General features: G+C 44.0%; 17 protein-coding genes. 15 read left to right on the top strand and 2 right to left on the bottom strand.

Annotation, left to right across the window (positions count from 1 at the left end):
* Nucleotides 1-12: 12 nt before the first annotated feature.
* The 5 genes from NST58_RS31465 to NST58_RS31445 are packed head-to-tail and all read left to right on the top strand — an operon-like array spanning nt 13 to nt 7,382.
* Nucleotides 13-1,566 carry a hypothetical protein gene (locus NST58_RS31465; RefSeq protein WP_339245425.1) on the top strand — a complete coding sequence of 518 codons (1,554 nt, stop codon included), beginning with the start codon at nt 13-15 and terminating at the stop codon, nt 1,564-1,566.
* Nucleotides 1,563-3,113 (top strand): hypothetical protein, encoded by a 1,551-nt coding sequence (locus tag NST58_RS31460; protein ID WP_339245422.1) that lies wholly within the window; start codon nt 1,563-1,565, stop codon nt 3,111-3,113. The genes NST58_RS31465 and NST58_RS31460 overlap by 4 nt, the downstream gene beginning before the upstream one ends.
* Before the next feature lie 28 nt (nt 3,114-3,141).
* The gene (locus tag NST58_RS31455; RefSeq protein WP_036682179.1) at nt 3,142-4,392 is read left to right on the top strand and encodes a glycosyltransferase family 2 protein; all 1,251 of its coding nucleotides are present in this window, start codon (nt 3,142-3,144) and stop codon (nt 4,390-4,392) included.
* 52 nt (nt 4,393-4,444) lie between these two features.
* Nucleotides 4,445-6,541: a cellulose biosynthesis cyclic di-GMP-binding regulatory protein BcsB gene (locus tag NST58_RS31450; protein ID WP_339245419.1), complete on the top strand. Its 2,097-nt coding sequence runs from the start codon at nt 4,445-4,447 to the stop codon at nt 6,539-6,541.
* Nucleotides 6,531-7,382, top strand: a complete 852-nt coding sequence (locus NST58_RS31445; protein WP_036682174.1) for a diguanylate cyclase — start codon at nt 6,531-6,533, stop codon at nt 7,380-7,382. The genes NST58_RS31450 and NST58_RS31445 overlap by 11 nt, the downstream gene beginning before the upstream one ends.
* 6 nt (nt 7,383-7,388) lie before the next feature.
* On the opposite strand, the gene NST58_RS31440 is transcribed toward NST58_RS31445, so the two are convergent.
* Nucleotides 7,389-7,940 carry a helix-turn-helix transcriptional regulator gene (locus NST58_RS31440; RefSeq protein ID WP_076191653.1) on the bottom strand — a complete coding sequence of 184 codons (552 nt, stop codon included), beginning with the start codon at nt 7,938-7,940 and terminating at the stop codon, nt 7,389-7,391.
* 144 nt (nt 7,941-8,084) lie between these two features.
* Here NST58_RS31440 and NST58_RS31435 point away from each other — a divergent pair, with 144 nt between their 5' ends.
* The 9 genes from NST58_RS31435 to NST58_RS31395 all read left to right on the top strand — a co-directional run bounded on the left by NST58_RS31435 (nt 8,085) and on the right by NST58_RS31395 (nt 16,765).
* Entirely contained in the window at nt 8,085-8,255 is a 171-nt protein-coding gene (locus tag NST58_RS31435; RefSeq protein ID WP_339245416.1) for a hypothetical protein, read from the top strand.
* The gene (locus tag NST58_RS31430) at nt 8,252-8,737 is read left to right on the top strand and encodes an esterase (protein WP_339245414.1); all 486 of its coding nucleotides are present in this window, start codon (nt 8,252-8,254) and stop codon (nt 8,735-8,737) included. The genes NST58_RS31435 and NST58_RS31430 overlap by 4 nt, the downstream gene beginning before the upstream one ends.
* The gene (locus tag NST58_RS31425) at nt 8,734-9,504 is read left to right on the top strand and encodes a class III extradiol ring-cleavage dioxygenase (protein WP_076218250.1); all 771 of its coding nucleotides are present in this window, start codon (nt 8,734-8,736) and stop codon (nt 9,502-9,504) included. Before NST58_RS31430 ends, NST58_RS31425 begins: the two co-directional genes overlap by 4 nt.
* Before the next feature lie 16 nt (nt 9,505-9,520).
* Nucleotides 9,521-10,309, top strand: coding sequence for an SDR family oxidoreductase (locus NST58_RS31420; protein ID WP_076218249.1), 789 nt, complete (start codon nt 9,521-9,523; stop codon nt 10,307-10,309).
* Nucleotides 10,310-10,532: 223 nt separating this feature from the next.
* Nucleotides 10,533-10,781, top strand: coding sequence for a type B 50S ribosomal protein L31 (locus NST58_RS31415; RefSeq protein ID WP_036682161.1), 249 nt, complete (start codon nt 10,533-10,535; stop codon nt 10,779-10,781).
* 131 nt (nt 10,782-10,912) lie between these two features.
* Entirely contained in the window at nt 10,913-11,434 is a 522-nt protein-coding gene (locus NST58_RS31410; protein WP_076124082.1) for a YcxB family protein, read from the top strand.
* An 83-nt stretch (nt 11,435-11,517) separates the two neighbouring features.
* Entirely contained in the window at nt 11,518-13,092 is a 1,575-nt protein-coding gene (locus NST58_RS31405; protein ID WP_339245411.1) for a diguanylate cyclase, read from the top strand.
* A 33-nt stretch (nt 13,093-13,125) separates the two neighbouring features.
* Nucleotides 13,126-13,833, top strand: a complete 708-nt coding sequence (locus tag NST58_RS31400; protein ID WP_076218263.1) for a DNA alkylation repair protein — start codon at nt 13,126-13,128, stop codon at nt 13,831-13,833.
* A gap of 214 nt (nt 13,834-14,047) precedes the next feature.
* Nucleotides 14,048-16,765: a CHASE3 domain-containing protein gene (locus NST58_RS31395; RefSeq protein ID WP_339245409.1), complete on the top strand. Its 2,718-nt coding sequence runs from the start codon at nt 14,048-14,050 to the stop codon at nt 16,763-16,765.
* 459 nt (nt 16,766-17,224) lie between these two features.
* Here the strand turns inward: NST58_RS31395 and NST58_RS31390 are convergent, their stop codons facing one another.
* Nucleotides 17,225-18,265, bottom strand: a complete 1,041-nt coding sequence (locus tag NST58_RS31390) for a stalk domain-containing protein (RefSeq protein WP_076140656.1) — start codon at nt 18,263-18,265, stop codon at nt 17,225-17,227.
* A gap of 191 nt (nt 18,266-18,456) precedes the next feature.
* Here NST58_RS31390 and NST58_RS31385 point away from each other — a divergent pair, with 191 nt between their 5' ends.
* On the top strand, nt 18,457-21,030 hold the full coding sequence (locus NST58_RS31385) for a DUF2339 domain-containing protein (protein WP_339245407.1): 2,574 nt from the start codon (nt 18,457-18,459) through the stop codon (nt 21,028-21,030).
* Nucleotides 21,031-21,063: the final 33 nt, after the last annotated feature.

Raw genomic sequence — 21,063 nt, 5'->3', positions numbered from 1 at the left:
AGGTGAATCTGCATGATAAACAACACGGTGAAATCACCTCTGAGGCAGGGGATGACACTCGCTAACCTACCGTTGCCATTGTCCCCGGCTTTTATCACTGCTGTTGGAGTGTTGCTTATAACCATCATCGCCTTATTTACCGCCCCGTATGTCGGAATGGCGGATAATGGTGATTTTTTTCGCAGCATCTATAGTAACGGAATTTATTTCAATCTGCCGGATTATGACGAGCAATACTTTGGTTATTTTGTAAAGCAATATGGAATCTTTCAATATTTTAATGAGAATGGCGCGACATTATTTTCTTCACAGTCCCTATTTATCCAGCTGGCCATTGGACTTAATAAGCTGTTTTTTAGCAGCGAGGTTTTCGATATCCGGTTTCAAGCAGTCATTTACACGATTTTATATGTTGCGGCGATCTACTTATTAATAGAGGCTATTACATGGGGGATGACCCGCAAGCAGGGATGGGTCACTGCAGGTATTGCTATTTTTATATTTGGAGATACCGGGTATACCGCTTATTTCAACTCCTTTTACGGTGAGAGCGTCGTGATGATCACGATGATTACTATGTTCGCAGCTTGGTTGTTGTTATATCAAAAAAGATACAATGACTACGTGCTGCTGGCCCTGTTCTTGATCAGTACGATTATCCTGACTACTTCCAAGCAGCAAAATGCGCCAGTGGGTATAATCATTGCGGTTCTGGGGTGTTCAATCCTTTGGATTCGCAGGGATAAGATCTTTCGTATTCTGACCCTGGTTTCCCTTGCTTTGATCCTGTTCGCAGGTGTGTTCACTTATTTGAATATCTCGGATGAGTTCGTGAATATTAACCAGTTCCATGCCATGACCCGAGGGGTGCTGAAGGATTCCTCCGATCCGGAGAAGGCACTGAAGTCATTCGATATTGATGAACAATATGCCATCTTGAAAAATAGCATTTACTACGAGAAATACGGAACTATTGATGTGAATTCGCCGATCCTCCAAGAGAACTTTTACAGTCGTTACGGATTTGTTTCGATCCTTAAATACTATATATCGAATCCGGATCAGCTTAACTCGATTCTTAATGTAGCTGCTCAAAGTGCATTCTCGATTAAACCAGCGGCGATGGGCAATTACGAGCAATCTGTTGGGAAGGAATTTCGAGCACAGAGTCACTTTTTTACTGGATACAGTCAGCTGAAAAAGGCTTTAGCACCACGAACGATAGGTTTTATCTTCCTTTGGACAGTGCTTGTCATCGGTCTGTATATGCCTTCCTTTGTAACAGCCATTAAGGCACGCAATTTTAGAGGATTGCAGCGGATGGTATTGATTGTCGCTACGATAGGCATTGGTCTTTCAGGCATTTTTGTATCGATTATCGGTGCCGGTGATGCCGACATTTCCAAGCATGAATTCTTGTTCACTTTATCTTTTGATTTGGTGACCTTTTTGACAGTATCTAGTGTGATCGGACGCAGATTCTTCAAAAATCGCAAAAAGCCGGTTAACGAGAGCCCCACCATGTCTAGTCCATTTACAAAGCCTCAAAAGGATGTGAGTGTTTGAAGCGCAGAGGGATCTTATACTGTATATTGCTGCTGACGCTGAGCTTAACCATCCTATTGCTGCCCGCCACTCCTGTTCAATCTGCTGCATCGCCACAACAAGTCTTACTGCTCTATGACAGCCTTGCCAAGGGGACCTCTAAGGATGGAAATGTGACTGAACTTCAACGTCTGCTGGCAGCTTACTCGACAAAGGTTACACTTCGAAGCCTAGATCAATACGAGCAGGGGATGCTGAAAAATTACTCCAGAGTGATCATGGTCCGTAACGAAGCGGATATTTCGATCGCGAATAAATCCTATATAGAGGATTGGGAGCATTATCAGGGGCAGTATTTGCATATCGGGTACAACCCACCCGCTAGTCTAACGAAGGCGTTACAGCTAACCACTGATGTGATCTATGACGGGAGTGCTGAGCTCGAAATCGGACAGTTCTCCGGAATTCAAGCTAAGGTGCAGGATATGCCTTATATTGTAGCGAGTCAGGCGGTCAAATCCTTCGGTCAACTCTCTTTTGCGGAGGAGGGTCTGCAAGCACCGTACGCTGTGAGTAAGGGGAATGATACATATGCCCCATATTTTGAACAAGGGAATGTCAGTACGCTGGGGATGGCGTATGTTCTGAAGGATTGGCTCCATATCACTGCTACTCCTAAAATGTACCTTGCGATCAAAGAAATCTATCCTTTCTCCGATCTGCGACTGCTGGCAGAAACGGGTGAGCGGCTGTATCAACTGGGGATTCCGTTTCTTGCAAGTGTGCGGCCTGTGTTCAGCAATACCGACTATCCGGCCATGCAGCGTTATTTAGTGGCTATGAAAAGTGTGCAATCCAGCAATGGAAGCATTCTGGTCAATGCCCCAGTGGTGATGCCAACGATAAGCTCCAGTGACCATACGCTTAAAGGAAAGATGAATGATTTCATCAATCTGTTGGCCGAAAACGGGCTTGGGCCGCTTGGAGTCGGAGCGGAAATGCATTGGTCGTATGACAAAGAGTATTCAGAAGCGGGGATGAGCTTTTTTGATTCTGTGGTGTTATATCCGGATGAACAGATTGATTATATGGAGCAGAGCGACACCTCTAAATCCTTTCCATCCTCTTTATATAGCGTTCCGCTGGAATTTCTTCAAGCTTTGCATACATCCAATAAAGTGATACCGCATTTGCCGATGGATACTGTAATCACCGTCGACATGCCCGAGGATGAGCGTCAGCTTGAAGAAATGCTGCGAAGTCTGGAACGGAATTGGGTTTCTTTTGCCGATTATAAGCAAGAAGAGCATCAGGTCGTTACTGATCAGAACACAATCTCCTCATTAGATGGAATGATTTCTATTAATGGACAACCTCTAAGCCTGGACTATACACCGGAAACAGTGGATAGCGATTATCGCTACACAGAGGAGCAGCAAAAGAGCTTCACCCGACTTTTTAATATTCAGAATCAATTTTTTATTGTTGTGATCATGATTTCTCTGCTGCTGTTTGGCGGATTGTTAATGATCGGATACCGGTTATATCGCAGAAAGTTTTTGAAATGAGACAACTAATCGTGATTTGGAGGACCCTATGACGATTTCAGACGTGCTGATGGTGATTGCGGTGATCTGTATTTGGTCTCTGCTGCTGGTGAATGTGACCCTCATTATCGCGGGCTATCTATATTACATTAAATCCGAAAATGAGGATATACCAGAGATAGAGGGCGAATATCCTTTTGTTTCAATTATGGTTCCCGCTCACAATGAGGGGGTAGTGATTTGTAAGACGGTTGAATCTCTGCTGGCGCTGGATTATCCGCAAGATCGGTATGAGATTATTGTGATTAATGATAACTCCTCTGATAACAGTGCCGAGCTGCTTGCGGGCATACAATCCCGAAATCCGGGGCGTCAGCTGGTAGTCATTAATACGGATGCAGTTACAGGAGGCAAAGGCAAATCCAATGCCTTGAATATAGGCTTTACCAGCTGTAAAGGGGAGCTAATCGCCATTTATGATGCCGACAATACTCCGGAGAAAACAGCTTTGCGTTATCTGGTTGCTGAGATCATGCATGATTCCAGCCTCGGTGCGGTGATTGGGAAGTTCCGGACCCGTAATCGTGATGCAAGTTTACTGACCCGGTTCATTAATATTGAGACCTTATCCTTTCAATGGATGGCTCAAGCGGGACGCTGGAAGCTGTTCAAGCTTTGCACTATTCCGGGAACCAATTTCATTATGCGCAGGTCAATTGTGGAAAGCATCGGTGGTTGGGATGTTAAAGCGATAGCCGAGGATACAGAAATCAGCTTCCGGATTTATATGATGGGTTACCAAATCAAGTTCCAGCCGAAATCCGTCACGTGGGAGCAGGAACCACAGACCCTGAAGGTCTGGTTCAAGCAGCGAACCCGCTGGGCGAAGGGCAATATTTATGTCATTGTCAAAAATATTCCGCTGCTGTTCAATAAATCGGCCGCAAAGGTGCGGTTCGATATTCTTTATTTTCTATCCATTTACTTCTTGCTGCTGCTGTCGTTAATCACCTCGGATGTGCTGCTGATCCTGCATGCTTTGGGTTATGTGCATACTACTATTGCAGGTCTTAGTAATTTCTTATGGCTGCTCGCTATTATTCTTTTCGTTGTGGGGACCTTCATCACGCTAACGACAGAAAAGGGCGAGATGAGCTTGTCCAATCTAGGGATTGTAATGTTGATGTATGTGTCTTATTGCCAGCTGTGGATGGTTGTCGCGGCTAACGGATTATATCTATATCTGAAAGACCTCATCTTCAAAAGAGAAGCCAAATGGTATAAGACGGAGCGCTACTAACGAGGCACCAAAAAGTCATATGAGAAAAATGTAATCACAGGAGAAACAGAACATGAAGATAAAAAAACAGCTGGTTATACTGTTAACCTGCCTCTCCCTTTTGTTAATTCCAACCCATCCTGCTGCCGCAGAGACGTTGCCGCAGGATCATAAGTCCACTTATACAACTTCATTTACGGGAACAGACTCGTCTTTAACTGGTTCGAGTGCCCAGCAGCAATATTTTGAGGTTCTGGATTATTGGAATGTGGATGAAGTAAAGATCAAACTGCATTTTCAAATTTCACAAATTACCGAAGAGCAGATTTCTAGTGTTACCTTAACGCTAAACGGCAGCCCGTTCTATACGTTTCGTCCGTCACTACAAGACAACGGCGAACAGCTGTTGACCCTTGCGGCGCCCAAGGGGTTTCTGAAAAAGGGGACGAATACGCTGGGCATTCAGGGCTATTTGAAGACAGATCGTCAAGATGACCTCTTTTGTTCGGTCGATGAAACGTCGGATAATTGGCTGCATCTGTTCAATACGTCCAGTGTTAACGTGATTTATACCGCAAAGCCCTTGAGTGGAGGGATCAGTGACTTCAGCGAGCGATTCGCCGGGATAGATACCTTAACAAAGAATCAGAGTATTCTGACTGTACCGGACAAAAGCACGGCGGCAGAAATGGAAGCAGCCACTTATGCTCTCTCCGGGTTTGTTAAGGGGATTACGTTAAATGATGAGACTATTCCCTTGCTCCCGTACCGGGCAGACGCTGTGCAGAATAAGGCCGCAGTTGTACTGGTAGCTATGTATGACAGAGTACCAAGCGAACTGAAAGCTCAGCTAAGCTCCACTGAAGATTTGGGTACGCACGCGCTGCTCCAGCTAGTGAATAAGGATACCCAGCCCACCTTGGTTGTAACCTCGAAGGATGAGAACTTGCTGATTAAAGCGGGTCGTTTGATTGCTAATCCAGAGCTGATCGGGCAGATCACCAGTGATCTGAAAACAGTAACGGATGCTACAGAAGTATCAGCACCTGCGCTTTCGATTAGCTCTAACATCACGTTCACTGAGACAGGTGATAAACTGACCGGGGCACATCATCAGGAGCAGACGTATTTTATTTCATTGCCAGCGAACCGCTCGATTGCCGATTCCGGTAAAATCAGCCTGGATTTCCGTTATGCACAGAATTTGGATTTTACTCGTTCATTGGTTACCGTGAGCATCAATAATACTCCGATTGGCAGTAAGAAGCTGACCAAGGAACTGGCGAATGGCGATATTCTTAATCTCTCGGTGCCTCAGAATTTGAATATCTCCGGAAATTTCTCGGTGACAGTGGCTTTTGATTTGGAGATCGAAGGAGCCAGATGTATTATCGATCGGGACCAAATGCCGTGGGCTTATATCAGTAAAGATTCTGTAATGCAGCTGAATACGAAGGATCGCACGGATCTCTTATTTAATAACTATCCATATCCGTTCATTCGCGATGGGATCTATAATCATGTGGCGGTTGTACTGCCCGAACAAATGGATGATTACGCCTATTTAAGTGTATCGAATATCTTTAATCTGCTTGGTAAATATGCCAGCGGAAATATAGGGAATATCCAGTTCTATACCGATACCGTCAACGCCGATCATTTGAAAAATAATAATATCATCGCTATTGGTGCTTATAAGAATAATAAGGTGATCCGTGATCAGAATGCTAAGCTTTATTTTCAATATAACGGAGATGGAACCACAATTCGCTCCAATGAGAAAATGAGTATTGAAGAGCAATACGGCGCACGAATCGGAACACTGCAGCTGATTGATTCGCCATTTGAGGCGGGACGTGCATTGCTCGCGGTTACGGGGGTCAGCTCGGAAGAGTATTACTTAGGATCGAAGCTGCTCGCTACAGAGCGGGATAAATGGAAGGTGTTTGGCGATGGCGCAATCGTTGATAAAGACGGTAATGTCAGCGCACACCGCTTCAAAACAATCACTGGAGCAGCCGAGGACTCTGTGGCCCAGAAAATAATGGAACGGTCGGATGTACTCAGTTTTATCATCGTGATTTTACTGGTGCTGACGCTGGTAGTTCTATCGCTGATCCTACTGCTTCGCAAACACATGAAGAAACGTGGTGATAAGCGTGAGACGTAATCGCAGCTTAGTGTCGGACATCGCTCTCTTATCATTCCTGGTGTTATCGTTCCTCTGTATCGTCTTTATTGCAGGTGCACCGGATGATTACCTCCAGAATATTATCATTTTAACGGTGGCTTTTATTCTGGCCATTGTTACGTATTTTACGACGGTCACTGCGGGGCTGGTCTTGAATCTGGTGTTTATCTTTGCTTACGGATTCTACACGATGTACCAGACGATAACGCTGGGGGAAACGATTAGCCTGAATACTTATTTCTGGTTAATTATGACTCCGCTATTAACGGTCGTTCTATGGGTATTCACTTTAAGCAGCCGTGATTTGCAGGTGGAGAATGAGCAGCTACGCAAAAAGACTGCCAATATGGCTATCGTAGATGAAAACACAAATTTGCGGAACAGTATTTCTTTTCAGACGGATGCTACATTATTTACAAGCATTTCGACCCGCTATCAGATTCCGCTCACCCTGCTAGTGGTGAAGGTGAAGTATTGGAAAGAGATCAGACGGATCATTCCTGAAGATCAGCTGGCAGAAGCTATCTATGACGTGTCTCAGCTTAGTCAGGCGAGTATTCGTACCAATGATGCACTCTATCTGCTAGATAAGGATGAAGCAACATGGGGCCTGCTGCTGTTCACGGACAGCGATGGGGCGAAGATTGTGATCGAGCGGATTAAGCTCAAGCTTCAGGAGTTGAATGACAATAATTTCTCCAGAAAATATAAGGTCAGCCTGGGTCTTAAGATTGGGGCGGTCGAATACCAAGCCGGCACGATTGAGAATCCGCTGGATTTCATTGTTCAGGCCAAAAAACAGCTGGAGTACGACGTGTAGGCCAGCTTAAAAATCAACGGTTTCACTATCAGCCTCTGTATGGATGGCGATGAGCACGCTTGCCGGCTCATCGCCTTTATTTATGACCAGATGTGGCACACAGGCATTCCAGCTAAAGGAATCCCCCGCTTGGAACATCCCGAAATCTTCACCTTGCTCCGCATAAACCTCACCTTTTATTACTAAATGGACCTCTTTGCCTTCGTGCGCCTGCGGAGTTTCACCCGTAGAAGTACCCGGAGGGAAATGGACAAGCACCATTCGTACACCACCTGCCGAGCTTAAATGCTCAACTTGCAGTTTATCACTTCCGCTACTGGTGATTTGCCGCTCCTTGGAGCGTACCACCTGCATCCGCTCTTCCTTTTTTAACAGCAAATAAGCCAACGGAACGTTCAGCGCATCCGCAATCAGGCTAAGGGTTGCAATCGAAGGAGAGGTCTTATTAGTCTCAACTTGGCTCATAAAACCTTGTGACAGGCCAGTAGTTTCACAGATTTGGGCAATCGTAATATGTTTTCTTTTACGGATTGTACGAATGTTTGAACCTATATTCATTAGTAAAGCCCCTTTTGATATTAGTAATAGCAAATATATTTTTATATTAACAAATTATTAATTGACATACTAGCTAGAGGTTTATAATATTATCTTTACAAATATTATTTTTGTATTACAAATATTTTGAAGGAGTGTTTAGTTATGAAGGCACCTTATATATATGATGTCAGTCTACCTTCCGGTTACGATGAGAATCGGGTTTATCCGGTTATCTTCACCTTGCATGGCAAAGGTTCCAATGAGAAGAATATGTTCGGGCTTGTTGAGTCCTTGTCTGAAGAATTTATTATTATCGGGATTCGGGGAATATGATTTTAGGGGCAGGATTTCAATATTATGATCTCAAAAGTCTAGGTCATCCCATCCGCGAGCAGTTTGATCAGGCTGTATCGCAATTGCAGCAGTTTATCGAATACGCCACCGACAAATACCCTATAGATGCTAAACACCGTTATCTGCTTGGCTTCAGTCAAGGAGCCATTTTGTCCATGACTCTCGCGCTTACAATGGGGAATTTGCTTCGGGGAATTGTAGCGCTGAACGGTTATGTTCCGGGGTTTGTGAAGACGGATTATGAGCTGAAGAGTGTGCAGGAGGTATCGGTCTTCATCTCGCATGGTGAATATGATTCTGTATTTCCAATTTCAGTGGGGACAGAAACAGCCGCTTATTTCGAAGGTCTAACCCCATTATTAACCTTTAAAGCTTATCCTTCGGATCATGGTGTATTACCGCAGAATCAGCAGGACCTGATCGCTTGGTTACGGCAGAACTTAGGGAGTGATAAACTATGATACCTTCTTACTTTATTGCCCATGGTGCTCCTTCTCTGGTACTTGATAACAATGCATATACGAAATTTCTTGGGGAGCTCGCTGAGAGGAATGTCAAACCGAAAGCGATAGTTGTATTTTCTGCACATTTCGAAGAACACACACAATCGGTTGGAGTTATGGAGACTTTCGACACCATCTATGATTTCTATGGCTTCCCAGATGAGATGTATCGAATGACTTATCCTGCCAAAGGGGACAATGAGGTTGCACAGCAAATTATGTCTTTGTTCCACAAGAATGGGATTGTCAGCAAATTTAATACAGAGCGTGGACTAGATCACGGAGCTTGGGCTATTCTTAAATTAATCTATCCGAATGCAGATATTCCTGTCGTGTCTTTGTCAGTTAATCGAGAGCTGTCCAATGAACAGCAATATTTAATGGGTAAGGCTTTATCTGAGCTGCGTGAGCAGGATATTATGATTATTGGCAGCGGTGGAACCGTCCATAATTTGCGTAGCGTGAAGTGGGGAATGGAGAACGTCGAGAAATGGGCGGAGACATTCGATGACTGGCTGCAGCACAGGTTGGAAGCTTGGGATACAGAGTCGCTATTTAACTATCAGGAGCTTGCTCCTTATGGCGTTGATGCAGTGCCGACTAATGAGCACTTTATCCCCTTGATAATAGCTATGGGAACTGGCGATAAAGGGAAAGAAGCGAAGCTGCTGCACCGAAGTTATCAGTATGGCAATTTAAGTCTTAGCTGTTGGGAGTTTAATTAAGAAGGAGGCATTAATGATGGACTTGGGACTTCGTGGGAAATCAGTTTTCGTAGCCGCAGCAAGTAAAGGGTTAGGACTCGCAACTGCGCTGGAGTACGCCCGTGAGGGAGCGAAGGTAATGATCGCCAGCAGGAGTATGGAGCAGCTTGTAGACGCACAGAAAGAGATTCAGGCAGCCACAGGACAGCAGGTGAACATGGTTCAGATGGATGTGACTGTCCCAGAGGATATCGTACATGCTATTCAAACGGCTGTAGCCCTAAACGGTGGGCTTGATATTGTAGTGACCAATGCGGGGGGGCCTCATGGCGGAGGTTTCGCTGATATGGTTGACGCGGATTGGAACCAGGGGTTTGAGCTCACACTGATGAGTACCATTCGTTTGATCCGTGAATCACTGCCGCATCTGCGCTCTTCTGGGGCAGGGCGAATCGTTAATATAAGCTCGATTTCTATCAAGCAGCCTATTGAGGGGTTAATTCTTTCCAATGTTTTTCGCGCTGGCGTGTATGCCTTGACCAAGAGCTTGGCTACTGAGCTGGCTGCGGATCGCATTTTAATTAATACGATCGCACCAGGGCGTATTGCAACCGACCGGATTCTTCAACTAGACGGCAAACGTGCACAAGCAGAGGGGATCCCTATGGAGCAGATTCAAGAGGAAGCGCTGCTGCAAATCCCGTTAGGAAGATTGGGCACGCCCGAAGAATTCGGCAAGGCTGCTGTTTTTCTAGGCTCTTTTGCGAATACTTATGTTACGGGACAATCTCTTTTAGTCGATGGAGGAATGGTGAAATCGCTCTAACCTCCGGCGTTATGGGTAGGCTTTGAAAGGTTATGGAAAAATTAGTAATTTGAATATTAGTTGCTTTGTGCTCTAAATAAGCGTATGATGGAGCGGTGGTCTAAATCGTAAGATTTACGAATTTTCCTACGTTTATTAGGTTATTCTATATATAAACCTACAGATCATTTGGATAATTTACCATAAAGGCTCCACGAATTTATTCAGAAGGAGGACGATCAGAATGAGAGAAGGCATACATCCTAAGTACAACCAAGTGATTTTCTTGGATGCAAGCGTAGGCTTCAAATTCTTGAGTGCATCTACTAAATCATCCAATGAAACTATGGAATGGGAAGACGGCAACACTTACCCAGTGCTCCGTGTGGACGCAAGTTCCGCATCCCACCCATTTTACACTGGTAAACAAAGAGATACAGAACAAGGCGGCCGTGTTGACAAGTTCAAACAACGTCTTGCACAAAAGAAATAAGAATCCTTACGGATTGAAGAGGGACAACCCATGTAGAAGCAATCGCTTCGGGGATGTCCCTTTTTTGTGTTCAGGCATGTTAAAATGAGATGAATTTAAAAATATACATGGCGTCGAGGGAGCGATCAGTGATGGAAAATGTAATAAAAGTAGATACAGTCCTAAAGAGTGAAGACGTTCAGGAGTTTAACTTATGGTTCAGCTTGAATAGCCGGATTATACTCAACTCTTTTAGCGTAGTCGCTTACTTTATGATTTTGTTATTAATTACTAAGGATTACAGTACTCAAAGCATCTCAATCCTGGCTGTGACTGCTATAATTCTTGCCGCTGTCTTATGGTATATGACCAAGGCAAGCTTGATCAAAAAATCGAAAAAGGCGTTCAAAACAGATAACCTAATTCAGCAACCGCAAAATTATACGATTTCAGATGAAGGCATATCTTATCTTTCCGAAGCGGGCACTGGGCAAGTGAAGTGGGAAGAGATACATAAGATAGGTGAAACTACGAACTTGTTTGTGTTTTTTGTGTCCACACAGAGAGCGCTGATTATCCCTAAACGTTTCTTTGAATCGGCACAAGATAAAATAACATTTAAGGATTTAGCCAGAAAATATATGTTCTCCAATCGGGTGAAATTTAAAGCATAAGATGTGCTGTTATTGTTGATTCATTTGTACCAAGGATTAGGCTATAATGATAGGAGCGACTTGAAAAATAGGAGAAATATGGCATGCCATGGATTCAGGGATATCCGTATTACTTATTAATGGGCAGTGTTCTAAGTCTGTACATGGGCGTCAGCTCCTATCGGCACCGTAAGTTAGCAGGGAGACGCTATTTGTGGATCTTAATGCTGTTAGTCAGCCTTATATTTGTTGCAACGGCGGGAGAGATTATGTCACCCTCTTTTCAGTCTAAGCTGTGGTGGAAGAATGTGCAGCAGGCTCCGCTTTTTTTTAGTGCGCTCTTTACTTATGCTGTGGTAAAAGAATACGTATCTCCTTCCACAGGGCGCCTGCCCGTGAAGCTTGCCATCTTCTCTATCCCTATTGTTATGGATGTACTTCTTATTTTTACGGATAGCTATCATCATCTGATGCGCAGTGAAGTGTCCGTCCTGACGGTCGCGGGTGTTAGTGGAATTGCTGTAAAGCCTACGCTCCTTAGTATGGCTTTTATTGCGTATGATCAGCTTTTTGGGCTATATGCGGTCTGCTTGCTGGCAGTTTCCCTACTGAATACCCCGAGAGTTTATTTGCGGACTAATATCCTGCTGTTGGCGGGTTTGCTGGTTCCGGTTATTTCCGTCTTTTTACTTCCCCTCTTGAAGATTACCATTACAGGTTTTACGGCGTTTACTTATTTGCCTGCGATTATAGCGGCTTATTTCGCACTTTTTGTTAGCTCCAAATTAACCATCTTCCCTCTAACCAAAAACAAAATTCTAGAGCACATGAAAGACGGCGTAGTTCTGACTGACCGTTATGATAATATCATTGGCATAAACGATGCGGCGACTGCTATTTTATACGACATTACCCGAATAGCGAACGATAACTGGATGGGAAAAAACATTGATCTTTTTATGAAATCTCACAAAGACATTGCAGCTCATTACAGTCAGAGGACAGAAGGACAGTTTGAGGTAGTTTGTTCTGGCGCAGGGGAGCTCTGTTATGGGGTTTCTTTAATTGCTACGGAACATGCGGCAACAGAGAATAAGGGTATGCTTATTGTGTTTAGTGATCATAGTGAGAAAAAGCGATATGAGCGTGAACTGGTCTATCAGGCAACGGTTGACGATCTGACAGGGCTTTATAATCGCAGGCATTTCATGCAAAGGGTCCAGATTCAAACGATCCCGGATGGATTAGGGTTGGCTCTGCTGCTATTTGACATCGATGATTTTAAATTAATTAATGATACTTATGGTCATTTAGCGGGCGATCAGGCGTTAGTTGATTTCTCGAATAAAATCCTTCAGGTATACCAGAATAAAGGTATTGCTGGAAGAGTGGGTGGCGAGGAGTTTGCCGTATGCTTTTTCGCTGAAGATAAACGTGCAGCCTTAAAAGAAGCAGAGGATTTTCGTACAATGATGAGTGATTACACGATAATCTTGAATGAACAGGATAGCATTCATCTTACCGCAAGTATCGGAATCTCTTTTACGGAGCGTAGAGAGGTGACTTTCGAAGATTTATATCGGGAAGCGGATGAAGCGTTATATCACTCTAAGAATACAGGGAAGAACAGAGTTACGTTAGGTCGTGAACCGATCATAAGAGAAACAGTAAAGGGATAAGAACATTGAAGATAAAGGAGTGTCCTAATGAATCTGACTGTTGATGAAGTGATGAGCAAGCTTGAGGAGATGGGTACAGAGCAGACGAAACATACCTTTTTACGACATGGCGCTGTGGAACCTTTATTTGGAGTAAAGGTAGGAGATATGAAGAAGCTGGTTAAGGATGTGAAAAAAGATCAGAGTCTGGCAAGGGCTTTGTATCAGACAGGCAATTACGATGCAATGTATTTGGCTGGGCTAACGGTCAATCCTAAGACTATGACGAAGGAAGAGCTTCAAAGCTGGGCTTCGGCGGCCAACTGGCATGCGGTAGTGGAATATATAGTATCCCCTCTCGCCGCAGAGAGTCCATATGGATTGGAACTTGCGAGAGAGTGGATTCGTTCCTCAGATGAACTAATAGCTATTTGCGGCTGGAGCACTTATGCCAATTACATTTCAATTACACCGGATGATAAGCTGGACATTGCTGAGATTAGGGAGTTGTTACAACAAGTGGGTGCTACTATTCATCAGGAGCGAAATCGTGTCCGTTATACGATGAATACTTTCGTAATTATGGTGGGCAGCAGTATCACAGAACTGCATGAGGAGACAGCAAAGATCGCAGCAGGTATAGGTAAGGTCCAGGTGAACATGGGACAAACCGCTTGTAAAGTTCCCATGGCTGTTGATTATATTGCTAAGGTTGAACAGGCTGGGAAGCTTGGTGTGAAGAAGAAAACTTGTATTTGCTAAGTTAGATATTTAGGTAACCCTTCAAGGTGAAAGGCACTTGTGGGTTTTTTTTTATTCCGGGAAAAACAAGTGTTTCAACCCTGCTGAAATTGTTTAAATTAGCCACAGCCAAAACTTACATAGAAGAATAAATAAAGCCGTAGTTCAAGTAATCCTTTGTAATGATGTAGAATAGGAAGGGGTTTATAGTTAGAAGACAGGACGGGGGCTAGTTGTGAACAAACGCCGATTTACATTGCAGTATAAAATACTGTCAATTACAGTTTTAATCGTGATCTGTCTATTAGGATTTGTTTTTGTCATGCATGGAAGAATTAATGAGCTGCAGCGGGAGACCAGCTTTATTTCTCATCAGGACCGAGAGATTACTAATTTGGCTAATCTGATCGAAAAGAATGTTTTAGATATGGAAACGGGCCAACGTGGATATGTCATCACTGGCGATAACAAGTATCTGGAGCCCTACAATTTGGGTAAGGCTGAATGGGAAGCTAATTATGATAAGCTTTACGTGCTGACTGCTAATGATTCCTTTCAGCTTCAGCGACTTGTGGGTATCGAAAGTGATATTAAACAGTGGATCAAGCAATCTGGTGATTATTTGATCCAGTTAAAAAAAGAGGGACAGGAAGCTGAGATCCTAAGATACTTCAATTCAGACGATGGCAAAGATCAAATGGACCGGATTCGTAATCAAATCAGCGCTTACCGCGAGACGATGAATGAGAACACTAACAGCCTGATAGCTAGACAAGCAGACAAGAATAAATTTCTGCTTGAGCTTCTTTATATTGCTTGGGCATTTATAGCAGTTACTTCCATAATTGCCTCATGGATCAATTCACGCGCCATCGTTAGTACGATTCATAAAGTTACCCATACGATTGTGGGTTTAGATTCTATCGAGGATAAGAAGACAAGGATAGAGATTACCACAAATGATGAAATTAGAGATCTGAGCATAGCAACGAATCATCTGATAGACATGCAACAAGAGCGGATATGGATTCAAGATAACGCAAACGATTTATTGGCTAGGTATCAGGGTATAACACAAATCCCGAAACTGGGGGACATTTTTCTTGGCAAAACAGCAGAAGTTATTGATTACCCATATGGTTCCTTATATGTGCGGACACAAGAACATGAGCAGGACTTTTTAAAAAGAGTCTCTACTTTTGCCGGAAACAGCAATTTCCCGGATTCGCAGACCTTCTATATCGGTGAAGGACTAGTTGGACAATGTGCTAAAGAGGCACGTCTGATGCATGTACAGGAGCTGCCGGAGTGTTATATCAGTATTGAGTCCGGGCTAGGCGCCTCTGTACCGAAGTCGCTGTTGCTGCTGCCAATTTCTTTCTCAGGTGAGGTAGTTGCTGTGGTGGAAATCGCCTCCTTTGCTCCACTTACGGAACTGCAGATCAGGTTCTTGAAATCTATTTCGAATGCGTTTGGCTCTGCCATTAACAGCACGATTAGCAGTATGAGAATCGATCAGCTGCTGGAGCAATCTCAACGTCTTAACGAAGAGCTTCAAGTATATACGGAAGAACTACAAACTCAGTCAGAGGAGCTGCAGATCCAGACAGAGACGCTGCATGCAACGAATAGAAAGCTGGAAGATAAGAATCTGCTTGCAGAACAAAAGTCAGTTGAGGCAGAAAAAGCACGAACGGAGCTTAGTCAATATGCAGAGTTATTGCAGCAAAGCTCACAATATAAGTCGGAGTTTCTGGCTAATATGTCTCATGAACTGCGAACTCCGCTTAACGGCATTTTGCTGCTCTCGGAATTTCTTATGGAGAACCAGTCGGGAGCCTTAAGTGAAGAGGATATTGAATTCTCAAAAGCTATTCATTCTTCGGGACAAGATCTGTTGGCGTTGATTAATGACATTCTGGATTTGTCCAAGGTTGAGGCGGGGAAGCTGAATATTGAAATTGAAGCGATAAATATATCGGAGATTCCGGAGGCGATGACTCAGAACTTCAGCCAGCTTGCTCATAAAAAAGAGATTCCTTTGCACATACAGCTAGGAGAGGACTTACCCCCGTTGTTTTATTCGGATGCTCAAAGGGTGCGGCAAATTATTATAAATCTGCTGTCCAATGCGTTTAAGTTTACAGCGGAAGGTGCAATCACTCTGGAAATCCGTTTAGCAACTAAGGACGAGCTGCTGGATTTGGCAGATTTGGGTGTTGGGGTATTTATTGCCTTCGCCATCAAGGATACTGGAATTGGGATTTCAGAAGACAAACAGTCCATCATCTTCGAAGCATTTCAACAGGCGAATGGAAATACAGAACGTCAATATGGGGGAACTGGGCTTGGTTTATCCATATCCAGAGAGCTGGCAACCTTACTTGGTGGTAGAATTACGCTGGAGAGCCAAGAGGGTGTGGGCAGTGTCTTTACAGTGTATTTGCCTTTGCAGCTTGAGGCTCCAAGCCTTGAGGAAGTGGCTGATCAAGCGACTGTTATTCAAGAGATCGGGAGTGGAGTGGTACTTGCCGCTACAACGGCTGAGGATACACTTACTGACTTCACTTCTCTGAATCAAAAGCATGTACTTATCGTGGATGATGATGAACGGAATTTGTTCGCTTTATCAAATACTTTAAGAAAGCGCGGGCTGCATGTAACTACAGCTACTAACGGAGAGAGCGGCCTGTATGAACTGGAGCAAGCAGCTTCTATAGACATCGTTCTTATGGATATTATGATGCCAGTGATGAACGGGTATGAGGCAATCAATCGGATCAGACAAATGCCCGCGAAGAAGAATATTCCCATCATTGCACTGACTGCAAAAGCGATGAAGGAAGATAAGGCTAAAATCCTACAGGCTGGGGCAACAGATTATCTCAGTAAGCCTGTTAACTTGGAGCGTTTATTAGCGTTGATGCAATTGATACTGGCTAGCGATTCATGAGCTAGACCTCCAACTTCGGACAACTCGAGTGAAGTTGCGCGAACGAAGTAACTATAATCTGCTCTGCTATCGGACGCAACTGACCGTTAACGCAGCTTTTTACCACATTTGTAATTCTAACGGACCCCACTGACGCTATTGGCATAAAAAACATTGAATATGCCCCTCTTTTTAATGAATAGTGGCGCTGGAGTCCGAAACGCTGCTCTGAAGGCAGAAAATTCGCAAATAACGTCAGCTGGGTCCGTAAGGCTCGCGATTATGATCATCCCAAACTCTGCAGCAAGGCAAGTAAAAGTGTGACCAAGCGTTCAGCCGGCCTTCGTTTACCTCACAAATCGGCTGAAGCGAGTCAGCCAACCTATAGTCTATAACGCAAAACAGCGATCCTCCCATAACGGAAGGATCGCTGTTTTAATGTCTCTTTGGAATATTTTTAATAAGATTCCAGTCTCTCTCTTATTGTTGTGCAGAATCTACTACAACTTTGACAGCTGTGCCGATGGGTGGCAGGCTTCTGGTCAGCACTGGGCTGTAGAATCCGATAACTTTTGTGCCTTTAACAAGCTCGCTGCTTTTAACAGCTTCGCCGTCTTTGTTAATGAGCACTGTGTCTTCGCTAATGCGCAGTACTACTTCTTTTTGTGACAATTCGCTCAGGCCACTACCTTTAACAGTGATACTGATATTTCCCTTATCGTCTTTTTGAACTTCTTCAATAGTACCAGCAGTACCTAGAAGATCATCTTGTTTTTGCTTATCCAGAACGGTGATTTTGTAAGTTGGTGTTTGTGGCGGAAGACTCATAGTCATGACCATGGAGTGTTCTGCTTTTACTGTCATCCCGATATGGAGATCTTTGAGTGCAATTTTAGTGCCGTCAGCCATCTCAATAGCCGTATCTTCCCCTACATTTAATACGATTCCATCCGTACCTACACCTTGGATTTGAACGGATTGGTATTTACCACCATCATAGACTGCTGTAATCACACCAGTCTTAGTCATGTGCTGCTCGGCGGCATTTGTGTTGATCACAATGGAATCTCCCTTCACAGTCATGTTTTGATGAATTACTTCGCTTAAAAAGGAAGCTGGGACATACAAAGTGGAGTCAACCAATTGTGGTGCAGTTCCAAGTGTTGTATTCATTTTGTTGATACTATAACGATCTTCTCCAGCTTTCACTGTAGTGAATACAGCGCCATTGATAAGTTCAACGGATTTATTCTGTGCATTCCAGGTTAATTCAAATCCAAGGGCTTCAGTAATTGAACGTAGTGGTACCATCGGCTCTTTACCGCTTGTGCTTTGGAAGCCTGTTTCTTTAATAGTCGATCCGTTGATTTCAATCGCAAACGTCTTTTGATTAACGCTAGCGGAGGTTTGTGTAGCCTCATTTTTAGCAGAAGTTGTGGTGGGTGCAGCATAAGCTGCTCCTGTAGAAAGTGCTAGGGACAAAGTTAAAAGAACTGTACTTGTTTTTAAAATGTTGTTCATGGTTGTGAGCTCCTTTTAAAATCTTTTGTTAGTGTTGTTATTATTCTGACGGGACACCCCTCCAAAATGTTGCAGTTTTTTTGCATCCCGATTGTAATCTTCATTCACTGCAAATATAAAAAAAGCATAAGACCCCCCAGCTATATGTAGTAATATGTAAGTATTAACAATCGCTCACATAAGGAGGCGCTATGGAGTCATTCAAAGATCGACTGAGATTCATGAAGGTACAGCAGGACGGGCTGATTAAGGAATATGAGGCTCTGATCGCGGAATATGAAAGTCACGATCTGGTCAACGAGAATGAATACTTGAAGAAGCAATATGAGAAGCATAAGCTCGCTTTGGTCGAGCTAAAGACTCAGGTAGGTAAGCTTCAAGAAGAGAATACTGAGCTAAGAGTTGCGCTAACGGAACAAATTTTAGATGAAAAGCTGGGCATTCTAAAAGTGTCGAGGCAGAAGCTGCAAACTTATTTTGCCTCTAGAAGCCACGCTCATACGGATCGGCTGACGGCTTTTGAAGTGGAGACGAAACGCCATATTCAGCAGCTGTACCACACAGCCTCCAGGCAGCTGGGTGAGGAACAAGCAGAGATATCCAGTCGACTCGGGGCGTTGGCGGCAGAATTAAATGAGCGTGTGCTGGCACAGCGGCAGAGACTGAGGGAAGCGGAGCTTCGCCTCAACTCGGGCATGGATAATGGATTACATGATTTTGCTTCGGAAGAGATCAGTGAAGAGGTGCTTAAGCGCCGAAGAAAACAAAATCAGATCGAAATGAAGATTGGACTAAGCTGGATTAACAAGCTGGGCATTCTGCTGTTGATTTTGGCGGTGGGGGCAGGCTTCAGGTATACCTATTCCAACTGGTTCACAGGTTATATGAAGGGAAGCGCTTTTTTTCTACTGGGGTTATTGATGCTGGGAGGCGGGGAGTGGCTATACCGCAAAGGAAAAGGCACCTTCGCTTTAGGGCTGCTTGGCGGCGGGATTTCGGTGCTGTATGGCTCTATTTTTTATAGCTATTTTCTGCTTGATATTATTAGTATATATGTAGGGTTATCTTTGTCTGTACTCGTTACTTTAACTGCGGTACTCCTGTCTTTAAGGTATGAATCACGGAGTATTTGTGCGCTGGGCTTAATCGGAGGATATCTGCCCTTATACTCTTATCTGGGGGCGTTTGGCCTTTCGGGCAACGCGGTTTATGTGGCTATGGGTTACTTGTTTTTATTGAATTTATTCATCTTATTGATTTCTTTCCGCAAACGCTGGAACGTTGTCAATTATATCAGCTACTTATTTAATACACCCTCCATGCTCATATTAATAGCTTTGTCGGATAGCAACGGAATTAATATGTGTTATGCTGTTTTGACTTTTGCGATGTATCTGGGAATTACCTTGTGGTACCCGTTCAAATATCGTTCCAAGCTGTCCTGGTGGGATTTCTCTCTCTTAGGATGTAATACGTTTATTAGCTGTCTCACCTTGTATATTTTATTTATGGATGCAGGACTGAAGGATTACAATGGTGCACTGGCGTTGCTTTTCTGCCTGCTGTATCTCGGTCTGGGTCGAGGGCTCGAGAAGCTGATGCCACAGGAAAAAGAAAGCATGCTGCTGTTCTATGCCACTTCACTGACCTTCGGCATATTGATGATTCCATTTCAATTTGGAGCGGCTTGGTGGTCCATCGGTTGGCTGATTGAGGGCGTCGTTCTTACGCTGTATGGCAATCTGAACCGCTTTAAGGGGATGGAAAGGGCAGGCTGGGGCATTATGATGCTCTGCCTTGTAGTATTCTTCTGTCTAAATGTACCGACGCAGTGGGTCGCAGACTATCAATGGACGAATTTTAGAGATGTCTACTTCCCGCTAAAATATGTCTTTATCACAGCAGGCATGCTGATTGTCGCGGTGTTGTATGCTGTTCAGCATAACCGTAAGGATGCTCTTCAGCGCAGCGAACCTTATGAAATCACCTTAGCGTTGTGGTTCAAATATGCGGCGTTATTAAATTTCTGGATTTACGGCTTGTATGAATCGGGAAGATTGTATCATCTGGTTGTACCGGAGGATTTTGCGCATAGAACCTTCTATAACTTGCTGCTGTCCGCGGTATGGACCTTGGTTCTGGCTTACGTGCTGCCAAAGGTGAAGGTGCTGTATGACACGATTGTTAAATATTATGTGAGACTTCTGTTTGGGATTGGCTACGTCATTTGTATAGTGATTACAGTAGGGCTGCCAAGTCTGCAAAATAATCTCGCGCAAAATACAGCAGCTGATTATATCGCACTGGCCGTACTGATTATCTTTAATATCTTTGTTTGGTTTAGCGGACGTGATCTGCTGATTGCAGCGCTGAATCGCCAGTTTAAGAGTATGGAGATCTATCCTGTTTTCATGGCGATTTATCTACTCGGCATTATCACCGCTTTCCTAGGAGTGCAATTGCAACTGAGTGATGCAGGGTTAATTTTTAGTCTCATTTATCTACTGTTAGCCGTTCTATTTATCATGTATGGCTTCCGCAAAAGGTATGTGTACATCCGGCGCTTCGGCCTTGGATTAACGCTGCTGGCCACGGGCAAGCTGCTGCTCTATGATTTGGGTCTGCTGAATACTGGTAGCAAAATCATAGCCTATGCCAGCTTTGGTATCTGTTTGCTCGGCATCTCCTATCTCTATCAAAAGGTGTCAAACCGGATGGAGGAGGGCCAGACAACCACCGACAATGGCAATGGTACTAAGGGATAAAACACAGAGAGAATAATAGGAAGGAAGACGGTG

Origin of the sequence: Paenibacillus sp. FSL R10-2796 (assembly GCF_037965315.1) — a bacterium.
GTDB classification, from domain to species: domain Bacteria; phylum Bacillota; class Bacilli; order Paenibacillales; family Paenibacillaceae; genus Paenibacillus_AQ; species Paenibacillus_AQ odorifer.
The sequence above is the reverse complement of the archived record's forward strand: the minus strand, read 5'-3'. Positions and strand labels throughout refer to the sequence as shown.